Here is a 24,467-nt window from a genome sequence, read left to right as displayed (position 1 = left end):
TAATATATTTTGTAAGTCGAAAGAACTATTTAATTCCTTAAAATTGTTTGTTTATTTTAAGGGAGGGTAGTACAATATTATTACATAATGATTCTTTTATACTAAAAATGTTTATGAAAAGGGGATTTTATATGGGCGTATTTCGTAATTTATCGGTGGGAATGAAGTATTTTACCGCCGTATTAGCATCAATCATCATGTTCATTGTAACAGCAGTTGTCTTATTGTTTGTATTTCAGGGTATTCAGGAAGATGTTGATGCGATGGATCGACGCGGAGACAGAGCTGTTACTGTGAATAATCTGGCTGCAATTTTCAGGGGTATGGATATCCGGATTGCTGATTATGTCAGTGAGGGCCAGGACGTATATGTGGATGAATATAATGAAATGAGTGGCCGTTTTGATACGGCCGTAACGGAATTGATTGATGGGATGACAGACTCCGGGCAAATTGAAGTAATGAATAGAATTCAGCAGGCAAAGTCAGACATGGATGATGCATTTGTTAATAATGTCATACCGAATTATTCAGAAGAAGGGAATGCTGCGCTTGATGCGGCACGGGATGAGACTCAACAGCTCAGATCAACCACGGTTGATGAAATTCTCGCTTTAACTGACCTGATTCAGGAAGATAGCAACCTGGCAACAGACGCTGCTAAAGCTTCTGCTGCAGCGGGTATAATTACGATGTTTGCAGCTGTCGGAATCTCTATTTTGATCAGTGTCATGATTACACTACTTGTAAACAGAGTTGTCCGTCGCAATATCAATAAAGTAGTAGCTTTAGCCGATGAAGTAGCGGGTGGGAATCTGACAGTTGAAGACATGGATTACAACAGTAAGGATGAGATTGGTCAGCTGAGCACTTCATTCAACACAATGAAAGGCAACCTGAGAGAATTGCTTACTCAGGTATCAGCCGTATCAGATACGGTGAATTCCCAGAGTGACGTGCTGAGTCAGTACGCAGATGAGGTGCAGGAAGGCAGTCACCAGATTGCTTCGACTATGCAGGAGCTTTCGAGCGGGTCTGAAGAACAGGCTCACGCTTCATCAGATCTTTCTGAGAAAATGAATGATTTCACTGCTGTCATGAGCAGTGTCGAGGCAAAACAGAATCAGGTTAAATCTGATTCTGCATCCATGAGATCTGTTACAAATGAAGGCAGCAAAGCGATGACAGAATCAGTTGATACAATGTCAGCCATTGATGAGAAAGTAAAAGGGTCTCTTGAGATGGTAAAGGGACTCGATGAACAGACAAATGATATTGCCAAGCTGACAGATGTGATTCAGGAAATTGCTGATCAGACAAATCTGCTTGCGCTGAATGCTGCGATTGAAGCTGCACGTGCAGGAGAACATGGAAAAGGATTTGCTGTGGTAGCAGACGAAGTCAGAAAGCTTGCTGAAGGCGTAACAAAATCCGTCTCAGATATTACAAATATCGTCAGCGGTATTCAGCAGGAGGCAAAAAAAGTTGTCAGCTATCTTGAGGATGGGTACAGCATGGTGGAAGATGGAACATCAAAGATTTCACATACAGGCACCCTGTTTGGAGAGCTGAAGGCCACGATTTCAAATGTAACAGAGCAGGTTGAAAGCATAAGCAGTTCGATTAATGAGGTGATTCAATCAACTCAGGTCATGAATTCGTCCATTGAAAGCATTGCCTCTGTTTCTGAGGAATCAGCTGCAGGAATCGAAGAAGTGTCAGCGACTTCCCAGCAGTCAAGTGCTTCAATGGAAGAAGTAAACCGCAGTGCACGCTCACTGAAGGAAGAAGCAGTACAGCTCAATACATTGTTAAAGCAGTTTAAGTTATCTTAATGTGTACATGAAGTGTTAATAGAGAACAGGTTATAAATGGAAGCTGAGGCATATTTGTCTCAGCTTTTTAAATGAATTTTCCGTGTTGCATTCAGGTTACGACGCAGTTACAAGGGGTAAAGGTTAACACGGGAGGAGGTTAACAATTGAAAAAATTATGGTTGATGTACGGAGACTATATACTATTTATACTTATACTTCTGATTAAATTAATTGTAGTGGGTCCCGCTACGAATACTTATTTTGGAGTGAATTTATTTTTTGTCAGTTTAGGTGCACTTATTCTGATTTCATTCTGGTCTCTGTGGATCTCACCGCGCGTCAGAAGATGGATTTTGTTTTACCTGAGCATATTATTGACTATCCTGATTGCGTCTAATATCTGGTACTATCGCTATTTTACTGATTTCTTATCGGTTGCTCTCATTATCCAGATTCCACAGATGGGTGCTGTTGGAGGTGGACTTGAAGATCTGATTTATCCGGCTGATTTTCTGCTTTTTGCCGATACATTTATCTGGGGAGCGCTTTTGCTGAAAGACCGTAAGCGCCGTTTCTCGGATTATCCGGCTAAGAAACGATCTAAATCAGCGTTTGTTGCACTTGCTGCGGGGGCAGTACTGTTTTTTACACCGCTTGTGATTAATGCAGCAGACAGAGATGAATGGCTTGTACAGGATTCTCTTTCAAATATGAGAAACTATTTCAAGACAGGTATGCTTGGGCATCACGTGCTTGATATTGGCAGAGAGCTGGATGATCAGTTCTTTGAAGAAAAAACCCTGACATCCCTTCAATTACGGGAAATGCAGCAGTTTTTTGATAGTAACAGAGGTTCTTCTGAAGAGGCAGTGATTGACGGACAGCCGAATGTCATTGTGATCCAGCTGGAATCTTTTCAGACATCAGTAATTGATCAGGAAATAGACGGACAGGAGCTGACCCCGTTTTTAAATGATTACAAAGAAGAGGTCATGTATTTTCCTAACTTTTATCATCAGACACATCAGGGCAGAACGTCTGATGCCGAATTCATGTTAAATACGTCTTTTTATCCGTTGAAAGCAGGGTCTGTGTATACGAGATATCCGGACCATTCATATGATTCTCTTCCTGAGAAAATGGAAGCCGAGGGATATGAAACAGCTGCCTTTCATGCATTTGAAAGAACGTTTTGGAACCGGGATGATGTTTATGAAAACTTTGGGTTTGATCACTTTTACAGTATAAAAGATTTTCCGGAAGGCGATGTGATTGGTCTGACGCTGAACGATGAAGACTTCTTTTTATCTTCAGTGGATCGCATGATGGAGATGAGTGACCCTTTTTATGCTTTCATGGTAGCTTTGACTAGTCACACGCCATATGATTTTCCGGATGAGAAAAAAGAGCTGAACCTGGACAGCATTGATGAAGAGATCATTCAAAATTATTACCACAATATTCATTTTGTAGACCAGGCCTTTGGCGCGCTGATTAACAAGCTAAAGGATGAGGGAATATGGGATGATGCACTGATCGTAGCTTACGGAGATCATGACAGCGGATTACAGGAACCGGGAAGAGATATGGCTGAAATGGCAGAAGCTGAATCTGCAGTGGATTATCTTAATCTGGGCAGAAAAGTACCTTTGTTTATGAAGCTGCCAAATATGAGTGAAGGGGAAGTGATGGAACAGACTGGCGGTCAGGTGGATATTGCACCTACAATCCTTTCATTACTTGGACTCGATAAAGGGTACATGATGGGTGAGTCTTTATTAAGCGATGATCCTAGACTCACAGTATTCAGAGACGGATCTTACATTTATGACGGTTATTATTATGAAGCGGATCTGACGAGTGAACGGGAAAACGGAAACTGCTACAGTCTTGAAAGTGAAGAACTGACGGACAAGGAAAATTGTGCGCCAATGCTGTATGAAGCTGCCTCTCACTTAAGGATGTCAGATACGATTATTAAAAAGAATGCTGTAGGCCAGTTGAAAGGCGAATCAATAGAAGAATAAAGGATGTGAAAAGCATGAGTCAAATGACGATGAAATCAAATGATACAAAGGAAGAAGTAAAGCCCTGGGTACGACGGATGGGACGTTTTGGTTACATGTCAAAAGGTGCTGTATATGGCATCGTAGGGATTCTTGCCCTTCTTGCAGCGCTTGGCGTAGGCGGCGGTGAGACGACTGATACATCAGGTGCCATGCAACAGGTTGCGACACTCCCTTTTGGGGAAATTCTGTTATGGATTGTTGGAATCGGGCTTATTTTTTATGTGATATGGGAATTTATCCGCGCTATATTTGATCCTCAGCATAAAGGAAATGACGCAAAGGGGATTGGCTCAAGAATTGCTTATGCAATCAGCGGTGTGATTTATGGAGGATTAGCGGTTTCTGCGATTCAGATTGCTATGCATGCCGGAAGTGGAGGAGGAAACTCAGAGCAGACGATTTCTGCTATGCTGCTCGGACAGCCATTTGGTCAATTTCTGGTAGGCCTGTTAGGCGCAGGCATCATTATATATGGACTTTACAACCTTTACAGTGGTTATAAAGAGAAATTTATGAGCAAGTTTATCCTCAATGATATGAATGAACATGAAAAAAGAGTGGCAAGAAAAGCCGGTAAGATCGGTCTGATTGCCCGCGGGATTGTACTTTCAATGGTCGGTTTTTTCTTTATTCAAACTGCCATCACAGCAAATCCTGATCAATCAAAGGGTCTCGATGGGGCACTCGGAGAAATCGCCTCACAGCCATACGGCCAGGTACTGCTGGGCCTTGCAGCAGCAGGCTTAATTCTCTACGCCATCTACGAAATTATCCGCGGAAGATACGCCCGGATGAACTTTGGAAAAGATGAATGATAAAGAAAAGTGGAAGCAGGCGATTAGGTCCGACAAGCATAAGACGCAATGAGAGAAATGGGCGACCTTCCCCATTTTCTCATTGTGGCTTATGACTCGAGGACCTGCCTGCTGGAACTGGACAAAAGAAAAGCGGAGGAAGGCGTTTAGGGGCGTATGTGCTGGACTGAAGCGAATTGAGATAAAGGAAACACGATGAATGAAGTGAATCGATGTTGACTTATCTTAAGGAGCTGAGGGAAGCACACTAGCCCCTGCCTGCCGGAGCTGGACAAGAAGAAAAGTGAAGGGGGCAGGGACACGATCTCTGCTCTCATTCCTTTACACAACTAGGTCAATTAGGGTACGGTCTTTATAAGCACTTTTTAATCTCATTAAGGGGGAATAAACATGCAATATCAGACCAGATCAATTGTACAGGAATCACTCGATGCACTCATGGACGATGATATGTTTTTACCGGACCTCAAGGATGCGCCAAGAAAGAAAGCGTTTTCATCTCTAGGGGCAGTTTTATCTACTCCTAACAAAATACATAAATCTTTTTTGAGGATTGTTCTTGAAAAAGGGGAAATTGTGCGGATTCCTGCTTTCAGAGTTCAGCATAATAATGCGATGGGGCCTTACAAAGGCGGTATTCGTTTTCATGAATCGGTCAATGAAGAGGAAGTCATTAATCTTGCTTTCCTGATGACACTGAAAAATTCGCTGCACGATGTTCCATTTGGCGGAGGTAAAGGAGGCGTGGTTGTAAACCCGCGTGAATTTACTCCTAAGGAACTCAACCTGATCTCTAAAAAATATGTTCAGTATTTCGCAGACGTGATTGGTCCTGATAAAGATATACCTGCTCCTGACATGGGGAGCGGTGAGCGTGAGATGGACTGGATGATGGGTGAATATAAAAATATTAAGCCGGGTCAGCCATACAGAGGAAGCTTTACAGGGAAAAGCGTCATTAACGGCGGTTCTCTCGGAAGACGTGAAGCGACAGGAAAAGGGGTTTACTTTACATTCCGCTATACAATGTCAGATTTTATTCATAAACAAAAGTCATGGCTTGAAAAAACAGGAAGTCCTTATGCGAAAACCGCACTGGAACTCTATGAAAAGCCTCTTAAAGTTGCTGTGCAAGGATTTGGTAATGTTGGTTCAGTAACTGCGCTGGAAGCTTATCAATGTAAAGACCTTCAGAATAAAATAGTGGCAGTCAGTGACCGGAATTGCACATTATATAACGAAGATGGACTGGATATTCCAACCCTGGTCAAATACACTGCGTCGAACCAGGGGGATCTGCCTCATACTGATGAGCTATTGAAAGAAAGCGGTATCCAGGCGGACATTCTGCATAGAGATGAAGTCCTGACGATGGATGTAGACGTTCTGTTTCTGGCTGCACTTGAAGAGCAGATTCATAATGGAAACAAAGAAGAGATTAAAGCAAGCGTGATTGTAGAAGGTGCCAATGCACCTGTTACAGCAGAAGCAGATGATTATCTGAATGATAAAGGTGTCGTCATTATTCCGGACATTCTCGCAAATGCCGGCGGTGTAATCGTATCGTACTTTGAATGGCTGCAGGGCAGGGAAACACAATTTTACTCTGAAGAGCAGATCTATAAAAAGCTTTACGATAAGATGCAGGGAACAATGGAAACCATTTTACCCAAATATTTTGGAGACCCACACTCCCTTCGTCAAAACTGCTATATTCACTCAGTTATGAAACTCTCAACAATCCTGTATAAGCAGGGTAAATTATTTTAAAAAACGCTTTGGCAAATTTAACAGAACCAAAAAAGGGCTGTCCTGTAAGCATTATGCTTACGGGACAGCCTTAAAATTATGTGTAAAAGGGGGTAAATTAGAGTGATGCTATTACTGATACAAATTAAAAATTAGTTTACTTTTGCAAACCCGAAGCCTGAAGCATAGTCATCGCCGTATCCTGCACCGTATCCGCCAAGGATATCATTTGATGCAGCACGGTTTTGAAGCTCCGCACGAAGCTGGGTGTGAGAGAAGTATGGGTTTTCCGCCCAGACTTTTGCTGCAAGTCCTGCCACGTGAGGTGTTGCCATTGATGTACCGCTGATTGTGTTATAGCCGCCACCAGGCCAAGTTGAATAAATGGAAGCACCTGGAGCTGAAATTTCAACATCACCCTGCTGGATTACGTAGTCACCATCAGTCTGACTGTAGCCGCGTGAAGAAAAGTCAGCTACACGATATGTACCATTTTGCTGACGGTTTTCAAGTGCTGCTACTGCAATTGTGTTTGTCAGTGCACCCGGGTACCCAATTGAGCCCTGATTAGGACCTGAGTTACCTGATGCTGCTACAACAAGTACACCTTTACTGTAAGCATAGTTCACAGCGTTAGAAATCAGAGGATCCTGTCCTGCCGAACCAAGTGACATGTTAATCACTGTTTTGGTTCTTGTCGCTGAAGCCTGATCTGCTGCGTGACGGATGGCTGCAGCAATATCATCTGAGTAACCTGAACCGTTATCACCTAAGACTTTGTAAGCCCAAAGATCTGCGTCCGGTGCAACACCGTAGATCCCGGCGTTGTCACTGCCGCCATCAGCTAAAGCAGAACCGGCAACGTGTGTACCATGGCCATTGGCATCATTGCAGGCACCATTGACAAGTGGAGTAGACTGAGTGAAATCCTTACACTGTTCTACTGTGTTCACAAGGTCGTAATGACTTGTGTAAACGCCAGTATCAAGAACAGCAATATTTACACCTGAGCCACCAGAAGTGGTTGTCTGGTATGCATTGTTATAGATTGCTTTTATTCCCCACGGTGTCTGCTGAGTCGGATATTCACCCGCCATTGTTTCGTATCCATTTGCGCGGACATCTGTTTCAATTTCTACTTCCTGAACCTTTGTAACTTTTAGATTCTTATTTTTCTGGAGGGCATTGAACTGCTTTTCGTTCATTTCTGTAGAAAAGCCATTCTCAGTCAGTTCCCAGCGAGGCTCGTATTGCTTTTTCAGAGACTGATTCGTACTCTGAGCAGAGAATCCTGTAGTCTCTACATATACGCGGAATGTTTCCTGACCTCTTTCCTGATCCGGTGCTGCACTTGCAACAGAAGGAACAGACAGACTAGCTGCGAGCAATAAGCTCATGATCATACTTCTTTTCTTCATTTTCCCGACTCCCTTTTTCGAAATATTTTGTGAACAACTTCATCCTATCAAAGGATGCCGGGTTTGGTTATCGGGAAAATTTTCTGAGATTCATATACTAATAGAGGGTATAAAAATAACTGACTATGATCATATGAACCTTTTTATATGTATTTTTATCCAAAAATGAATGATACGGTGACATGAAATGACCTGTACCCTGGCAAATAGACATAAAGTTTTTGGGAAAATGATATATATAATTGAAAGAACGAATAATTTGACGGCAAAAAAATTTAAGAATTGAAGTATTTTTAAGTCATTATTTCTTCATTTATAAACTTGGGAACATTCAAACCAATTATTCGTATAATTGGTAAGAGCATTTTTGGGGGGATAAATATGATTCATTCTGACAGACCGATTGTAAAGATCCATACACCTTTTTGGGCAAAGTTACTGAGTGCGATCTCTCTTATTCTGCTGATTGCAGCTTCTGTGTATCTGGCAATGTCATGGGGAGACCTTGCAGATACGATACCGATTCATTTTAATGCTTCGGGTGAGGCAGATGGTTTTGGCGGAAAATGGACAGCCATCATGCTGCCGGTCATCGGCTTTTTTATGTGGGGCGGGATGACCGGACTTGAGAGAATACCGCACACTTATAATTATCTGGTAAAAATTACTGAAGAAAATGCAGAAAGACAATATTTGAATGGCGTACTGATGATGAATGTGATTAAAAACCTCAGCGTGTTATTATTTGCTTATATCACATATGAAATGACGTTGATCGGAAGTGGAGAAAGCGTTAATCTGACACCCGGTGTGATGCCGGTCTTCCTAACCCTGTTATTTGTGTCGATGGGATGGTTTGTTTTTAAGTCGTTCAGGAATTGAGGAGTGATCATTTGTTATTCAGTTTTTTTGGAGGAGAATATGTGCCTGACGGTTTCTATATTGGGGCTGGTATTTTAATGATTTTGTTTATGATTCTGGTCTATTGGTGGACCAATACAGATTGAATAACAAAAAACAGCTTTGGGGGCATTCGCCTCCAAAGCTGTTTTTAATTAACCGTTGATACGGATTTCGTTGATGCCAGCGCCCTGTTCCATGCCTTGTGCATGCTCAAGACCTTCTGTTACTTTACCGAACACTGTGTGTACGCCGTCTAAGTGAGGCTGTGCTTCGTGTACGATGAAGAATTGGCTGCCGCCAGTGTCTTTACCAGCGTGAGCCATTGATAATGAACCTGGCTGATGACGGTGAGGGTTGCCTTCTGTTTCACATTTGATTGTGTAACCAGGGCCGCCTGTACCGTTTTTGTTCGGGCATCCACCTTGACTTACGAAACCGGGGATGACACGGTGGAAGTTAAGACCATCGTAGAATCCTTCGTTTGCAAGCTTTTCAAAGTTTTCAACTGTGCCCGGTGCTTCTTCCGGATAAAGTTCAAAAGAAATTTTATGTCCATTTGTTAAATCGATATAACCAGTTTTAGCCATGAGTAGCACTCCTTTAGTGTTTTGTCCAATCCCTATTTTAACATGCAGTGCCGGCAAAGGAAAATTTCTTACCCTGTTGTTTTCAAAAACGGGATTGGGGAATTAGTAAGGAACTGGATCAACTAAAGGAGGATTTATTATGATTGTTGCAAATGCTTTGAATAAGTTTTTTTTAACTCTGGCTTATAATCAGTTGCTTATAAATGTTGCAGAAAGTGTGGGGATGGAGCTTGGCGGTTCCCATTTTGTGGGTGGTGAGAAGACAAAGGATATGGTGAAACAGGTAAAGAAGCTCAATCAGAATGGGATTGGTGCAACGATCGATTGCCTGGGTGAATTTGTGGAAAATGAAGAAGATACAAAGAAATACGTGGATAACTGCTATAAAGCAATTCACGCAATCAGGGACGAACAATTGAATGCTCAGATTTCACTGAAGCTTTTCAGTGTCGGGCTTGAAACTGATAAAGAAACCGTCATTCAGAATATGAATGATATTTTAATTGAAGCAAAAAAATACGATGTCTTCGTTACAATCAACATGGAGGAATATAAAAATTGTGAAGACATTATCTCGGTTTTTGAGACCCTGCGTGAAAATCACGATAATATTGGAATTGCGCTTCAGGCTAATCTGTATAGAACTGAGACAGATGTGAAAAGGCTGGACCGTTTCTCACCTGTCATCCGTTTTGTAAAGGGTGCTTATATTGAAAACAAAGATGTAGATATGAATAACAAAAAAAGAGTAGATGAAAATTATAAAGCACTTGTGAAAACGAGCCTTTTGAAAGGGAACTATACACAAGTGGCTACACATGATAACGATATGATTGATTTCGTAAAGGATCTTGTAAAAGAGCATCAGCTATCAAAAGATCAATTTGAATTCCAGATGCTTCAGGGGATGAGAGAAGAAAAGCAGAAAGAGCTGGCTGGTGAAGGCTGGAATGTGGTTGTGTATGTGCCATTCGGTAAAGACTGGTACACCTATTTTATGAAGCGGTTAGCTGAAAGACCTGCGAATATTGGATTCACATTGATGTCAATGGCAAGAAGGTAGTTTATTTTTAACGAAATCAGGACAGCCTATTGAATAGAATAGGAGGTTCTGGTGAAATGAAGTTTTATACAATTGGTCTGGTCATCAGTATAGCTGCTGCGGGACTTGGCGGCTGTCAGCTGCTGAATGAAAGCAGTATTCCGGCAAGTGCTTTACCGGTCATTGAATCTGAGGTTATAAATACTAATGGAGAAAACATTGGTTCAGCTACTTTCAGGGAAAAGGATGATGGCGTACTGATTCAGCTCTCGGTAAAAGGGATGGAACCCGGTGAAAAAGCCGTTCATATTCATAAAACCGGCAAGTGTACACCGCCTGATTTTGAATCGGCAGACAGTCATTTTAACCCTGAAGAAAAGCAGCATGGCTTTGAAAATCCAAAAGGTTATCATGCAGGCGATTTGCCGAATCTGATGGTAGACGAGGATGGATCCATTAATCTGGAACTGACCGTCGAAAAAGTGACGCTTCAAAAAGGCAGTGCGCACTCTTTGCTTGATGAAGACGGTAGTGCGATTGTTATTCACGAACAAGCTGACGATTATCAGACAGACCCCGCTGGAAATGCCGGAGCGCGTATTGCCTGTGGCGAAATGAAAGGATAGAAAAACCTCTTCAGCTGAGAAAGCTGAAGAGGTTTTTTAACGGGAAAACTTTGTTAAAGGTCAATGTTGTTTTAGCGCAGCTGGTGATTGCAGCGGAAGGGGGACGACTCCAGCAGGAGAAGGGTGACAGGTGAGACCCCACAGCGCGAAGCGCGAGGAGGCTCACCGCACGCCCTGCGGAAAGCGTTCCCCCTGGAGCGGAAATCAACAGCCCTTTTTAACAGAGCCCACGAAAAACCAATGTCTGACGCAATAGATCCCTCTTACCTATTTCTTCATTTTCCGTTATGCTTAATTCAAAGAAATGATACGGAGTGGGTTATTTATGAAAGTTACGATCAATGAGATAGCCAAAGAGGCAGGCGTTGCGAAAAGCACGGTCTCCCGCTACCTGAACGGAGGGCGGATCAGTCCGCGTACAAGTGAAAAAATCAGGCGAGTTGTTGAAGCACATAACTATGAACCGAATTCTTTCGCAAGAAGCCTGAAATCTAAAAAAACAGGCTTTATAGGTGTTGTCGCGCCTGCACTTGATTCATTTGTTACATCTAAGATCCTGATCAAAATAGATGAAGAACTGCGTGCAACAGGGTTCACAACGCTCATAATTAATACGAGTCACAGTATAGACAGGGAACTCGAAAGTCTGCAAAACCTGCAGCGCCAGAAGGTAGACGGGATGATTTTGTTTGCTACAGAGATTACGCCTGCGCATCTTGAATTGTTCAGTGAGCTCACCATACCACTGCTCGTCATTGGACAGGAAGCCAAGCGGACCCATTGTATCGTGTTCGATGATTATCAGGCAGGCTATGAAATGGGGAAATATATCGCTTCAGCAGGTCATGCGGACATTTCTTATATAGGTGTTCATGAAGCTGATGAAGCAGTGGGTCAGAGACGGAAGCAGGGAGTGAAAGACGGCTGTAAAGATCACGGCGCAGAGACATTCTCGTTTTTCGAAAGCGGATTCGATTTTAACAGTGCGATAGCAGCAGCCGGAAAAAGTCTTGCAGAAACCGCCTCAACGGCTCTGATCTGTGCGACAGACACAATTGCATTAGGTGCAATGCGCGTTGCCAGAGAAAAAGGATATCGCATTCCTGAAGACCTGGCTATCAGCGGATTCGGAGGTTACACAGTATCGGAAATGATTCACCCTTCCCTTGCTACGATCGCATTCAATTACCAGGAAACTGGCTCATTGGCAGCCCGTACAATAGAAAAAATGATCCAATCCGAGCCTGTAGACTTCCTGCAAAGGCCGGGATTCTCACTTCGACCGGGCGAAAGCATAAAAGGGAAAAAATAGCGCTTACAAAAAGTCTTGCTTTTTTAAGACTCGTGTTTTAAAATCAATTTGTGGAACCGGTTCTATAACTGTCGGTTCCTTATAAAAGTCTAAAAATGGAACCGGTTCCATAAAGGAGTAAGTTACCGGTTCACTTGAAAGGAGAAACTTCATGAGTGGTAAGCTTCAGAAATACGAACCGACTGTAAAAGAAGTCATTCGTCTTATTGGTGGAAAAGAAAATATCCAGGGAGCAGCACATTGTGCGACACGTCTTCGGATTGTCACAGAGGATCAGGAAAAGATTTCAATAAAAGATATAGAGCAGCTTGATTATGTAAAAGGGGCATTTATTGCAGGGGACCAGCTGCAGATTATTTTTGGTGCTGGTACAGTGAACGATGTCTATCAGGTATTCCAGCAGCAGGCTGGTATGGAGGATATGTCTCTCAGTGATGTAAAAGGCGAATCTGCTAAAAAGCAGAATGCATTTCAGCGTGGCATTAAAGCATTATCAGATGTATTTGTACAAATCATTCCGGGTCTGTTAGCAGCGGCGCTGTTAATGGGGATTACAGGACTGCTCAGTCAGCCGGGCGTGTTTGGAGAACAGTCAGTTGTAGAGATGTTCCCATCGATTACTGGTGTAAATAGATTTATTCAGATTATGTCAACGGGGATCTTTACGATTCTGCCATTGCTCGTTGTATGGTCTGCAACAAAAAGGTTTGGCGGGAACCCTGTTTTAGGTCTTGTGATCGGGGCCATCATGCTTCATCCGGATCTTGGAAATGCCTATGATGTGGCAAGCGGCGCGGTTGATGCGGAATTAATTAATATCCTGGGCCTCAACGTTGAACTTGTAGGTTTTCAGGGCGGAATCATTGTGGCTTTGCTGATGGGGCTTGTTGTCGCAAAGCTTGATAAGTTCTTTTCTCGCGTTGTTCCGGATATGATTAAGCTGTTTTTAGCACCGTTTTTGACAGTCACATTATCGGGTCTGCTATTGTTTATTGTTGTTGGACCAATCGGCCGATTCCTTGCTGAAGGATTAACGTCTAGTCTGCTGTGGGCTACTGAAAATCTTGGTGTTGTCGGCTTTGTTATTTTTGCAGGCGTACAGCAGGTGATTGTCATCACTGGTCTTCATCACGTGATTGGTGCTGTGGAGGCTCAGTTGGTTGCGGATACGGGCCTGAACTTTATCATGCCGCTGATGTCAGTTGCGCTGATGGGTCAGGGTGGTGCGGTACTTGGTTACCTGTACCTTCGCTGGCACGATAAGAAGGCCCGTCAGATTGGTATTTCATCATTTGGTTCAATTTTATTTGGGATTTCAGAACCAGCTTTATTCGGGATTAACGTACGCTATAAGTTCCCGCTGATTGCCGGCTGTCTTGCAAGTGCAATTGCAGGGGCATATGTATTCTTTTTAAATATTAACGCACTCGGTTTCGGGGCAACAGCCGTTCCGGGAATCGCGATCGTATCAACAACCGGTGGAGGACACCTTCATTATGTCATCGCCAATGTTGCTGCACTTGCTTTAGGTGCTGTATTTACAGCTTTATATGGAAAGATTAAGAACCCAAGTTTTGATGTGTAATAGGAGGAGCGGTATGACACGCTATTTTGAACCGAAGTACCGAACGATTTTAGAAGCAGAAGAGGGAGAGCTTGAAGCGCTGCAACAGCAGTCTGCTCAAGATGAATGGAAGCCTTCTTTTCATATTCATCCTCAGTATGGTCTGTTAAATGATCCGAATGGACTCGCCTGGTTCAACGGGGAATATCATGTCTTTTACCAGTGGTATCCTTATGGTGCTTACCATGGAATGAAGCACTGGGCGCATGTATCTTCAAAAGATCTGGCTCAATTCAAAAGACATGACACCGCTATTATTCCGACAGAGGATTATGAATCACATGGTGCCTATTCAGGGGCGTCTCTGCAGGTGGGAGAAGAGCTTTACTTATATTACACAGGTAATGTGAAGTATGGGCCTGTTGAACGTGACGCACATCAGTGTCTTGCCATTATGAATCAAGACGGGGAGATTCGTAAATATGAACATAACCCGCTGATCAAAGGGGTGCCTGAAGGCTATACAGGTCATGTAAGAGATCCGAAAGTATTTGAAAAGAATGGCCATTACTATATGCTGCTCGGCGCTCAGCGTATGGATGAGACTGGTGCGATTATTGTGTACCGTTCACCTGATGCGCTTGACTGGACCTTTATGGGCGAGCTTGATGTGAGGATAAATCTTTCAGGGTATATGTGGGAATGTCCGGATTATTTTGAGCTTGATGGAAAAGATTTTCTCATTTTTTCTCCTCAGGGAATAGAACCTGAAGGTGAAGATTTCCATAATGTATTTAACACAATCTATGTGGCGGGGGAGCTTGATACAGACAGCCTCACTTTCCAGGTAGATGAGTACCATGAGCTTGATAAAGGGTTTGATTTCTATGCACCGCAAAGCTTTGAAGCTGAAGGAAAGCGTCTCTTATATGGCTGGGCAGGCGTAGGAGAAGTGGACTTTCCGACAGATGAAAATAAATGGGCACACTGCCTGACATTGCCGCGCGAGCTTGTACGGAAAGGCAACAGGCTGCACCAGCGTCCTGACCGTTCACTCGATCTGCTGAATGGCTCAGAGGTAGCTGCAGGAGACATGTCATCCGGTAAATCTGAGATTGATCTGGGCACGATAAAAGCATGGCGAGGGGAACTTGATTTAGCGGATTCAGCTGATACAAAACTAAAGCTGTTCCATTCTGCAGAAGAATCCCTTAATCTTACTTTTGATCATGCTTCAAAGAAAGTAAGCATAGATCGCTCACGCATGCACCACGTAACTGAACCACAGTTCGGTACATCAAGAGAAGTCACACTTAATGAAGGTTTAAGAAAAATCGAAGTTTTTATTGATCATAGTATTGCAGAAATTTTTATTAATGACGGGGAAGCAGTTTTCACATGCAGAGTTTTTCCACTGTCTGAAGAAAAAGAATTAGCGATAGAAGCAGGTGCTGATCTGACATATCGCATCACTGCAATGAACCGGGGAATTGAATAACGGCTATTAAGCAAAAGTAAAAATCGGGGGATGAAAGTCGTTCCCGGATTTTTTTGGTTTTACTGAAAATTCCAGTGATCTTATGCTAAAGTTAAAATAGAGATATTTTCGAAAGGCGGTGACCTCATTGCGTTGGTTTTATGTACAATTCGGAGCGGTTTTTACATTATTCATGATTGCCACTCTAGGCAGCTGGTATGAGGGCAGCAGGATATTGAATGAACCATGGGAATGGAAGTATTCAGCTCCCTTTTCAGCGTTGATTCATGGAGACATCACCTCTGAAAGTCAGATATTGCAGCTGGATCATTTTGTGTATGCTGCAAAGTTTGAGCCTTTACTTCCAATGATTATGGTATTCAGTGGGCTTTACTTGCTGGTGTTGATTGCCTATGGGCTGTTCCGTCAGCGAGTCAGGTTATTTACAGGACTCCTGATCACGACAGCCGTCATGTTATTTGCTCTCAGCTATGCAGTTTTTCCTTCGCCGACTGCGGGCGGAAACGCACTTTTCTATGCCGGACTCGCTGGCGGTCTGCTGATACTCAATGGCGCAGCACTGCACTTTTACCGGGCACAAAAGCCTGGCTGAAAACAGCATGTATAATCGTAGTGAATGAATCACAAAAAGAAATTGAAGCACATTTGCTTCAGTTTCTTTTTCGTTTACAAATCCGTTACATACACGTCCATTTGGGTATGGTCTACAAAGGAGGATGATGGTAAATGGCTTTTGATTATGATTTGGATTTTGATGAAATAGATTTTCGGGAAAAGCCGGATCTCTACAGAGTGGGACGCGGGGAACAGGGTGTTCTCCTTGTAGAACCCTACAAAAGTGAAATTCTTCCTCACTGGCGATTTAAAACGCCTGAAATAGCGAAGGAATCCTCAGAAAAAATCTATGAATTATATCTTGATTATAAAGAAAAAGAAGATTTTGTCGGTATGGATATGGCAAGAAAGTTCCTCCAAATGGGTTACACGCGTGCGAGAAGATATGCCAATTATAAAGGCGGAAGAAAGTATAATAAAAGCGGAGAAGTCAATGATCGTGATATAGATGATGAAAAAGCGGAATCTGCTGCAATCTTTGAAAAGAAATGGATTATAGTACGTGAAGATGAAGAATATCTGGTGATGAAAAAAGAACATCAAAACAAATATGGATGATGAAAACTGAGCGGTATAAAAGACCTGTTTAATATTATTGAAAAATTCAGATAAAATAGTATGAAATAATCGGTAAGTGCGTTATAATGAATTCAATTAAATGGTATTTGAAGGGGTGCTGTAAATTGAATGTTGCTCAATTTTCACAAGGACTGACAGCAGTAAAGGGATTTAAAAACACTCAGTACCAATCGGGTAAGAAAAAGAATCCTTTTCAGCACACTACTGTTTCCAGTATGAAGCTTTCATTCAGTGAAGAGGTTAAAAGAGCCATGCGTTCGGATGAATTCACGCTTTATTATCAGCCCCAGGTCAATGTGAATACCGGTGAACTGTGTGGTGCTGAAGCATTAATCAGATGGGAGCATCCTGACCGTGGACTGCTTTATCCGGACAGCTTTATTCCGCAGGCAGAATATTCAGGCCAGATTATTGATATTGAAAGATGGACGCTGCATCACTTGTTCAAACAGCAGGCACAGTGGCAAAAGAAAGGGAACCAGCTGACGAATATTGCTTTAAATATTTCAGGAAATCATTTCGTTCAGGGTTCACTTGTAACTGAAGTTGCACATCTGGCACACTCATACAACATTAATCCTGCGGACATTACAATCGAATTAACGGAAAGAATCGCGACAGATCTGGAAGTGTGGGTATCCCAGACATCAATGTTGAAGGATATTGGTGTAAGAGTATCGATCGATGATTTTGGAACAGGTTATAATACACTCGCTCATTTAATGGAGGTAAGTGTGGACTTTCTGAAAATTGACAGGTCTTTTATTACGAAAATGGCTCCTTACAATAATGCCTTCAAGATTGTACAGTCACTTGTCACAATGGCTGAGAAAATGGGTGCTGTTCCAATTGCTGAAGGCGTCGATTCAAATGAACTGCTCCGTCTTTTTATACAGGCGGGTGGAAAGGTCATCCAGGGGCATCACTATAGTAAAGCCATCCCTGCTGAAGAATTCTCAGTTAAATATTTATCACCAAAAAGATAACGTTTCTGTCATCCTGACAGAAACGTTTTTTCGTAGTTGTGTATCAACGGTTTATAAAAATAACGCGATCGCAAGAACAATTAAATGAAAGGTCTGGTCTGCGATGATCGTCAGCCACTTCGTTTCACTTTGAGGGGGCTTCATGACATGTTTAATCCACCATTGAACGATAAAATATTTATCAATGATGACATGGGTAGCAAATACAAAAACAACTGCAATGACTGACAGACCACCAAATGTGAAAAATGCGACAGCAGTAACAGTTAATGTATATACCGAACAGTGGACTAATAGTGCTGCCCAGTCATGCTTTTTGTGTGCCGCCATCCAGCTTGTCTGAAATAAATAATCCCCAACAAGGTGGGAAAGAAATAAAAAAGAAAATGGTGTCATTGTTCACCTCTTATAGTTCTTTGGTTCTATGATCGAATTTGATATACTTAATATATCATAGAACAGAAGAAGCGAATGATAAATTATCAGATAAAAGGGGATTTACTTATGGACAGTCAACATCAAGCACCTTTTGACATCCCTGCAGAAGAGTTGTTGAAAATTATATTCGAATTTGCATCAAAACTTGCCCACGAAAATGATTTGGATCAACTTCATCTATTAATGGCTGAAATGGGAAGAAGACTAACATTAGCTGACCGGTGTACACTCTGGATTGCTGATCCTGAAGATAAGATACTCTGGACGAAAATCGCACATGGTATGGACAGAATTAAAATCCCAATAGAGTCAGGGCTTGTTGGAGCTGCTTATCGCTCAGGAGAAGTGGTTTCAATACATGATGCTTATAAAGACAGCCGTTTTAACCCGGCTGTAGATCAGAAAACGGGTTATCGCACACAATCTATTCTGTGCATCCCAATCAGGAACGCTGATCAGGAGATGATTGGCGTATATCAGGCCGTCAACAAACAAACTTCGCCTCCAGTATTCACTGAAAAAGATATCACGTACCTTTCCCTCGCCGCCACTTACACAGGACAATCAATGGAGAAAGCCATTTTATATTCAGAACTGATCGAATCCCAGAAAGAAATAATCTTAACGATGGGAAACATTGGAGAGAGCCGCTCGCGTGAAACGGGTCAGCATGTAAAAAGGGTGGCTGCGTATTCATACATTATTGCCAGGGGCAGCGGACTTTCTGAGGAAGAAGCCAGGCTAATTGAACTTGCAAGTCCGATGCATGATATCGGTAAGGTTGCAGTACCTGATGCGATATTAAATAAACCTGGAAAATTGACCGATATAGAATTTAATCAAATGAAAAAGCATGCAGAAACAGGATACAGCATTTTTAAAAATTCAAAGAGAAAAATACTTCAGGCAGCGGCGCTGATTGCAAGGGATCACCATGAAAAGTGGGATGGTTCCGGATATCCGCATGGGCGCAGTGGAGAGGATATTCATCTGTATGGAAGAATCGTTGCCCTCGCCGATGTATTTGATGCTTTGGGTTCAAAAAGACCTTATAAAGATGCATGGCCGCTTGAAAAGATATTGAATCTGATACGATTTGAAAAAGGAAAACATTTTGACCCTGAACTCACGGATGTTTTTTTCGACCATCTTGAAGCAATTGAAAAAGTTAGGGATGACTACAGAGATGAAAGCTGAGGGCGGTGCTGTATGAAAGAAAAGCAGTACGTTTTTAAAAAGATATATCCGGTTTCAAGACAGAAAGCCTGGGAATTGCTGGCGAACACTGAACATCTGAATCGTGTGTCAGGTCTGTTTCCTGTAGATTTTTCTGACACCGCTTTTGATGACAAGAAAATCTTCAGATATGCGAACGCAAAAGCAATGGGTCTTATCCCGCTCAAGTGGAGAGAGTATCCGTTTGAGTGGGTTAAAGAAGAAGTGTATGCAGTAGAACGAAAATATGAAAGCGGGCCGATCAAGCGGCTTTTATGGGAAGTAGCTTTTAAGGACTCGGCAGAACTGCTTGAGGATGGTACGTTCGGAACTGAAATAACAGGTACCGCAGTATTCACACCTGCTAATCTGCTCGGTCTTGCGGCAATTCCGTCAGTGGGACTGTCGTCTATCAAAGAGATCATGAAATATCTTGATAAGTATATTGAAGCAAACCTGAACAGCCGTTATGAAAAACTGCCGGCAGCTTCATCACCAAAAGTTGAGGATAAAAGGCTTAAAGCATTATGTGGAAAAATTTCAGCCATCTATCAGAAAAATGAACACATTGAGCGATTACAGGAGCATCTTACAACTGCTGGTGATGATGAGGTGATGCATATGAAGCCTTATACACTTGCAGATCAATGGGGATATCCGCGTAAAGAAATCCTGACATTGTTTCTCACATCGGTGAAAGAGGGCCTCCTTACACAGGAGTGGCATTTAATGTGTCCTAACTGTCGCGTCTCTAAAACAACTGCTTCTTCAATGAAAGAAATAAAAGATCAGGTGCACTGCGACCTTTGTGGAATAGATTATGAGATGAGTTTTGACAGGTATATAGAAATGCAGTTCTCTGTTCACCCATCTGTTCGTCAAGCAGCGGACCAGACGTTTTGCCTGATGGGCCCTGCTAAATCTCCTCACGTACTGGCGCAGCTAAGAATTCCGGCAGGACAGGAAGCTGTGTTACGTTATCCGCCCGCAACAGGTAAAACAAGAATCCGTCTGCTAAAGCATAATGCGAGTATGGATGGGATAGGGTTATCTGAAAACCATACGTATCGCTTTAATGGGGAGACCTGGAGTAATAAATATGCGAACGTCGATCCGGAGGGTGGAGAATTAACGCTGATGAATGACGCAGAAGAAGAAATGATAGCAGTCTATGAAACGCTGGATTGGAACAGCCAATCTGTCACGGCTGCTGAACTCACTTCATTACAGTTATACAGAGATCTGTTTTCAGCAGAAGTCCTGGCTCCGGATCAGCAGATTGGTATTCAGTCGATGACAGTATTGTTCAGTGACCTGAAAGCGTCAACTGCTTTGTACGAAAAAGAAGGAGATGCCAAAGCTTATTTTCAGGTAAGTGAGCACTTCAGATACTTGAAAATTCATATTTCTGAAGCGGGTGGCACGATTGTTAAAACGATTGGTGATGCTGTAATGGCCGTATTTTTCCGTGAAGAAGATGCTTTAAGTGCAGCACTGAATATCCAGTCGGGAGTTGGAAAGTTTAATGAGGATCAGCAGATTCACTTGTCTGTAAAGCTTGGCTTGCATACTGGGCCGGTTATCGCTGTCAACGCGAATGACCTGCTGGATTACTTCGGTAGAACTGTTAATATTGCGGCGAGAATTCAGCAGCAGAGTACTGGAGATGACGTAGTGATTACGCAGGAGGCTTTTGAAAGACTGGAGGCTAACCTGTCAGATTATCATTTCGTTATGAGCAGAAATACGGCGATGCTTGCAGGAAGTGATGCTTTATACCCGCTGGTCAATATACATGAAATCAGCCGGCGGCAGATATTGAAAGAAGAGGAGACAGTCAGATGAATAAGTTATTGATAGCAGATGATGAAGATATTCTGAGAATGCTGATTGAAGATACGTTAGAAGATCTTGAAGTTGAAATCGATACAGCCTCTGATGGCCTTGAAGCATTTCAAAAGCTGAGCAGCGGGGAATATGCATATGTCATTCTGGACTACATGATGCCGGGTCTGTCAGGCAGAGAAGTGCTTGAAAAACTTACGCCGGAATTAAAAAACAGGATTCAGATTTTAATGCTGACTGCTAAAACGCAAAAAGAAGATCAGGAAATATTGAAGGCAGCAGGTGCTGATCACTTTATGCCAAAGCCCTTCAGCCCTGTCGAACTGAGCAATTTTGTTGAGAATATGATTCAGGAAAAACACCGTTAAGATGAAAACAATGCGCAGTAAGTATTTATTGATCGCAGCGGGGGCGTCTGTGATTGTGGTATTGACTTATATCTTCATCAGCCTGTATATGAGTGGCTTTCAAAAAGACCTTCTGGCTGAACAGGATGAAATCTTTGAGAAACAGGAAGCGGCGTCTAATCTGGCTGATTCATTAAATGAGGTTTTCTTCAGAGCCCGTGGCGTCTACGCTTTTCAATCTGAATTTGAGCGGGAACGTTTGACTGAGGCCCTCTTTGAATATAATGCCGCAGTAAGAACGTATGAAGCACTCGAACTGACCGGCGGCGAACAGCTGATGGTAAGTGAGCTAAGGGAATTTATGCAGGAGTATGAAGCGGTCAGTCTGCCTGCTGCGCTTGATTTTGCTGAGCAGGGGGACTATGAAGCATTAAGAACGTTATCTCAAAGCGGCTTGAACCTGGCTGTTAATGACTTTGTGAACTACACAAAACAGACTGAAACAGCGCTTGAAAACAGAATGAGTGAAACAACAGAACAGTCCATTAACAGCATGACATCAGCCTTTACATTATCACTTGTCATTACAGGGCTATTGATATTATTGATTATACTCTTTTTATGGCGGACCATTCATTCCATTGTCAAACCGATTGAAAAACTGCATAAAGCAGCCCTCGACGTTCAGCATGGCGGGAAGCCGGTCATCGAAACATCCGGGCGGAATGATGAACTTGGGTCACTAACCGCCAGTTTTATTGATATGACTGCTTATCTTCAGCAAAATGAAGAGGAGCTTCAGGCGCAAAATGAAGAGTTGGTTGCGCAACAGGAAGCGATGCATGAGCAGCAGGATCAGCTGGCTGTAACACTTGCTGAAACGCAGAAAACAAAGGGCCGCCTGGAGGTTTTTAATGATCTGAATCATGTGCTGTCAAATACGTCTAACCGTTACAAGTTTCTTGATGACATGGTCCGGCATATGGACAAGCTGTATGCATTTGATCAGGTGATGATGTATATGGCTGACCGGTCAGCTTATTCTGCAATGAATGTGCCATCGGAAAAAATTAATCAAATTCTGCAGGCGCCATTCCTTTCTGATGAGAAAGGAATGAGAGTACGCAAACGTCTGGCTAAATCAGAGGAGGACAGCCTTCATTCAGTCAAAAGCTATGTCTATGATCTGACAGCAGAAATTACAAATGCTACAGGTGAAACAATAGGAATCTTCAGGGCGAATCGATACGGACGACCATTTGGGGAGGACGAATGCGAAGAGATTGAAGGTCTTGTCAAACGTATGTCCATTGCGTTTGAGCGTCTGCTGGCATTTGATGAAATTAAATATGCCAGAGAGCTGACGCAGGATATGCTTGATAATATGACTGAAGGTCTGCAGTTGATTAATAAAGACAGGTGTATGGTCCAGCATAATCAGGCATTATGCAGATTACTGAGTATGGATCCTTCAGAAGAGGAAAAAGTAGAGTGTGATGAATGGCTCGGAAAAATGACTTCGAGTGTAAATGAAGAAGACGAATTAAAAGCGTTTTTTGAAGCGTCTATACAATCTTCATTCGATGGAACAATGTCGATCCGATATACATTAAAAACACCTGATGAGTCACTGAAAGTGTTTGAAGTGTACGGGATGTCCGTCTACAGAGATAGAGAATGGACAGGGACAATTTTTGTTCACCGTGACATTACAAAAGATTATGAAGTAGATCAGATGAAATCTGAACTGGTCAGCACGGTGAGTCACGAACTCAGAACACCTCTTTCAAGCGTACTTGGATTTGCTGAACTTCTTTTAACCAAAGAGATGAAGCCTGAGAAGCAAAAGCGCTATATTGAAACCATCCATAAAGAAGCGAAAAGGCTGACAAACCTGATCAATGATTTCCTTGATCTGCAGCGGATGGAGTCAGGCAGACAGGAATACCACATGAATGAAGTCAGGCTTGATGAATTAATGGTGGACATTCTTGAAAAGGTGAGCATCCCTCCGACTCATGCGTTGATCTTAAAGGATCAAATGGATAATAATGTGATTCTTGGAGACAGGGAAAGATTGACGCAGGTGATGACTAACCTTCTGAACAATGCAGTAAAGTTCTCGCCTCAGGGTGGAGATATCACTGTGCGGTTATGTAATCAAAGCGGCAGGGCATGTGTGATTACAGAAGATCAGGGGATCGGGATACCTGAAGGCGAAATGAATCATCTGTTCCAGAAATTCAGACGTGTGGATAATAGTGAAACGCGCAAAATTGGCGGCACGGGACTTGGCCTTGCAATCTGTAAAGAGATTATTCAGCGTCATGATGGGGATATCTATGCCACGAGTGAAGTGGGTAAGGGATCAGCATTTCATATAGAATTGCCTCTTTTACGGGAAAATCAGAGTCACTCTATTTCAGGTGAAGAAAGAATTCTCCTGCTTGAAGATGACCCGAGCCTTGCGCTGTTAATCGCTGATGAATTAAAATCCAAAGGTTTTTCCGTTATTCATCATTATCAGCCTGAGAGAGCAATCGAAGCTGTTGCAAACGGGACTTTTTCAGGCATTGTGGTTGACCTGATGCTTGGGGATGATTTAAACGGATGGGACGTGATCAGACAAATCCGCGGGCAGAAAGAAAACGAAATGCTGCCAATTGTCGTGTCCTCTGCACTCGATGAAGACGCTGAAAAAGTAAGACAATATCATGTTACGGCTTACTTAACGAAGCCATACCCGCCAGAGGCACTTTCAGCAGCTTTTGGAAAATAATTAAATGTAACTTCAGCCCCGGACATTCTTACTCAGAATGTCCGGGATTTTAATTGATAGGCTTTGTTAAAGCCCAATATTGTTTTAGCACAGCTGATGATTGGAGCGGAAGGGGGACGACTCCAGCAGGAGAAGCGTGACAGGTGAGACCCCGCAGATGCGCAGCGTCGAGTTATCATGAACAAAACTAGCTCCTTATTCGTACATTCGTAGGTTAACTGGGTATAAGAAAGTAAGAAACCATCAAACCCAATCAGAGCTAT

At 42.7% G+C, this 24,467-nt stretch carries 20 protein-coding genes; 17 read left to right on the top strand and 3 right to left on the bottom strand.

Going from position 1 to position 24,467, the window contains the following annotated elements:
- Window positions 1-131 precede the first annotated feature (131 nt).
- The 4 genes from JOD21_RS09505 (at window position 132) to JOD21_RS09490 (ending at window position 6,471) form a co-directional block, all read left to right on the top strand.
- Window positions 132-1,835, top strand: a complete 1,704-nt coding sequence (locus JOD21_RS09505; protein ID WP_204729391.1) for a methyl-accepting chemotaxis protein — start codon at window positions 132-134, stop codon at window positions 1,833-1,835.
- A 146-nt stretch (window positions 1,836-1,981) separates the two neighbouring features.
- Window positions 1,982-3,844, top strand: coding sequence for an LTA synthase family protein (locus tag JOD21_RS09500; protein ID WP_204729390.1), 1,863 nt, complete (start codon window positions 1,982-1,984; stop codon window positions 3,842-3,844).
- A gap of 14 nt (window positions 3,845-3,858) precedes the next feature.
- Window positions 3,859-4,701 carry a DUF1206 domain-containing protein gene (locus tag JOD21_RS09495; RefSeq protein WP_204729389.1) on the top strand — a complete coding sequence of 281 codons (843 nt, stop codon included), beginning with the start codon at window positions 3,859-3,861 and terminating at the stop codon, window positions 4,699-4,701.
- A 390-nt stretch (window positions 4,702-5,091) separates the two neighbouring features.
- The gene (locus JOD21_RS09490) at window positions 5,092-6,471 is read left to right on the top strand and encodes a Glu/Leu/Phe/Val family dehydrogenase (RefSeq protein ID WP_204729388.1); all 1,380 of its coding nucleotides are present in this window, start codon (window positions 5,092-5,094) and stop codon (window positions 6,469-6,471) included.
- Between the two features lie 131 nt (window positions 6,472-6,602).
- Here the strand turns inward: JOD21_RS09490 and JOD21_RS09485 are convergent, their stop codons facing one another.
- Window positions 6,603-7,868, bottom strand: a complete 1,266-nt coding sequence (locus JOD21_RS09485; RefSeq protein WP_204729387.1) for a S8 family peptidase — start codon at window positions 7,866-7,868, stop codon at window positions 6,603-6,605.
- A gap of 381 nt (window positions 7,869-8,249) precedes the next feature.
- Here JOD21_RS09485 and JOD21_RS09480 point away from each other — a divergent pair, with 381 nt between their 5' ends.
- On the top strand, window positions 8,250-8,750 hold the full coding sequence (locus tag JOD21_RS09480) for a DUF1648 domain-containing protein (RefSeq protein WP_204729386.1): 501 nt from the start codon (window positions 8,250-8,252) through the stop codon (window positions 8,748-8,750).
- Window positions 8,751-8,923: 173 nt separating this feature from the next.
- Here JOD21_RS09480 and JOD21_RS09475 read toward each other — a convergent pair whose 3' ends face one another.
- Window positions 8,924-9,358: a peptidylprolyl isomerase gene (locus tag JOD21_RS09475; RefSeq protein WP_041121435.1), complete on the bottom strand. Its 435-nt coding sequence runs from the start codon at window positions 9,356-9,358 to the stop codon at window positions 8,924-8,926.
- Between the two features lie 139 nt (window positions 9,359-9,497).
- On the opposite strand from JOD21_RS09475, the gene JOD21_RS09470 reads away from it, so the two are divergent.
- The 8 genes from JOD21_RS09470 (at window position 9,498) to JOD21_RS09435 (ending at window position 17,580) form a co-directional block, all read left to right on the top strand.
- Window positions 9,498-10,421, top strand: coding sequence for a proline dehydrogenase family protein (locus JOD21_RS09470; protein WP_204729385.1), 924 nt, complete (start codon window positions 9,498-9,500; stop codon window positions 10,419-10,421).
- Between the two features lie 56 nt (window positions 10,422-10,477).
- Window positions 10,478-11,026: a superoxide dismutase family protein gene (locus tag JOD21_RS09465; RefSeq protein WP_204729384.1), complete on the top strand. Its 549-nt coding sequence runs from the start codon at window positions 10,478-10,480 to the stop codon at window positions 11,024-11,026.
- 325 nt (window positions 11,027-11,351) lie between these two features.
- The gene (locus JOD21_RS09460) at window positions 11,352-12,338 is read left to right on the top strand and encodes a LacI family DNA-binding transcriptional regulator (RefSeq protein ID WP_204729383.1); all 987 of its coding nucleotides are present in this window, start codon (window positions 11,352-11,354) and stop codon (window positions 12,336-12,338) included.
- A gap of 151 nt (window positions 12,339-12,489) precedes the next feature.
- Window positions 12,490-13,923: a PTS transporter subunit EIIC gene (locus JOD21_RS09455; protein ID WP_204729382.1), complete on the top strand. Its 1,434-nt coding sequence runs from the start codon at window positions 12,490-12,492 to the stop codon at window positions 13,921-13,923.
- A 13-nt stretch (window positions 13,924-13,936) separates the two neighbouring features.
- Window positions 13,937-15,400: a glycoside hydrolase family 32 protein gene (locus JOD21_RS09450; RefSeq protein WP_204729381.1), complete on the top strand. Its 1,464-nt coding sequence runs from the start codon at window positions 13,937-13,939 to the stop codon at window positions 15,398-15,400.
- Between the two features lie 127 nt (window positions 15,401-15,527).
- Window positions 15,528-15,992 carry a YjdJ family protein gene (locus JOD21_RS09445; RefSeq protein WP_204729380.1) on the top strand — a complete coding sequence of 155 codons (465 nt, stop codon included), beginning with the start codon at window positions 15,528-15,530 and terminating at the stop codon, window positions 15,990-15,992.
- 134 nt (window positions 15,993-16,126) lie between these two features.
- Window positions 16,127-16,573 carry a DUF4385 domain-containing protein gene (locus JOD21_RS09440; protein WP_204729379.1) on the top strand — a complete coding sequence of 149 codons (447 nt, stop codon included), beginning with the start codon at window positions 16,127-16,129 and terminating at the stop codon, window positions 16,571-16,573.
- Window positions 16,574-16,698: 125 nt separating this feature from the next.
- On the top strand, window positions 16,699-17,580 hold the full coding sequence (locus tag JOD21_RS09435; RefSeq protein ID WP_204729378.1) for an EAL domain-containing protein: 882 nt from the start codon (window positions 16,699-16,701) through the stop codon (window positions 17,578-17,580).
- A gap of 51 nt (window positions 17,581-17,631) precedes the next feature.
- On the opposite strand, the gene JOD21_RS09430 is transcribed toward JOD21_RS09435, so the two are convergent.
- Window positions 17,632-17,976, bottom strand: coding sequence for a DUF3307 domain-containing protein (locus tag JOD21_RS09430; protein ID WP_204729377.1), 345 nt, complete (start codon window positions 17,974-17,976; stop codon window positions 17,632-17,634).
- A gap of 108 nt (window positions 17,977-18,084) precedes the next feature.
- On the opposite strand from JOD21_RS09430, the gene JOD21_RS09425 reads away from it, so the two are divergent.
- The 4 genes from JOD21_RS09425 to JOD21_RS09410 are packed head-to-tail and all read left to right on the top strand — an operon-like array spanning window position 18,085 to window position 24,204.
- Entirely contained in the window at window positions 18,085-19,215 is a 1,131-nt protein-coding gene (locus JOD21_RS09425) for an HD domain-containing phosphohydrolase (RefSeq protein ID WP_204729376.1), read from the top strand.
- Window positions 19,216-19,227: 12 nt separating this feature from the next.
- Window positions 19,228-21,078, top strand: coding sequence for an adenylate/guanylate cyclase domain-containing protein (locus JOD21_RS09420; RefSeq protein ID WP_204729375.1), 1,851 nt, complete (start codon window positions 19,228-19,230; stop codon window positions 21,076-21,078).
- Window positions 21,075-21,446, top strand: coding sequence for a response regulator transcription factor (locus JOD21_RS09415; protein WP_204729374.1), 372 nt, complete (start codon window positions 21,075-21,077; stop codon window positions 21,444-21,446). Before JOD21_RS09420 ends, JOD21_RS09415 begins: the two co-directional genes overlap by 4 nt.
- Before the next feature lie 10 nt (window positions 21,447-21,456).
- A complete protein-coding gene (locus tag JOD21_RS09410) occupies window positions 21,457-24,204 on the top strand; it encodes an ATP-binding protein (RefSeq protein ID WP_204729373.1) in 2,748 nt (915 codons plus the stop codon).
- The last annotated feature ends 263 nt before the right edge of the window (window positions 24,205-24,467 follow it).

It is taken from the genome of Jeotgalibacillus terrae, from assembly GCF_016908195.1.
Lineage (GTDB): Bacteria > Bacillota > Bacilli > Bacillales > Jeotgalibacillaceae > Jeotgalibacillus > Jeotgalibacillus terrae.
This window is presented reverse-complemented; position numbering and strand designations above follow the sequence as displayed.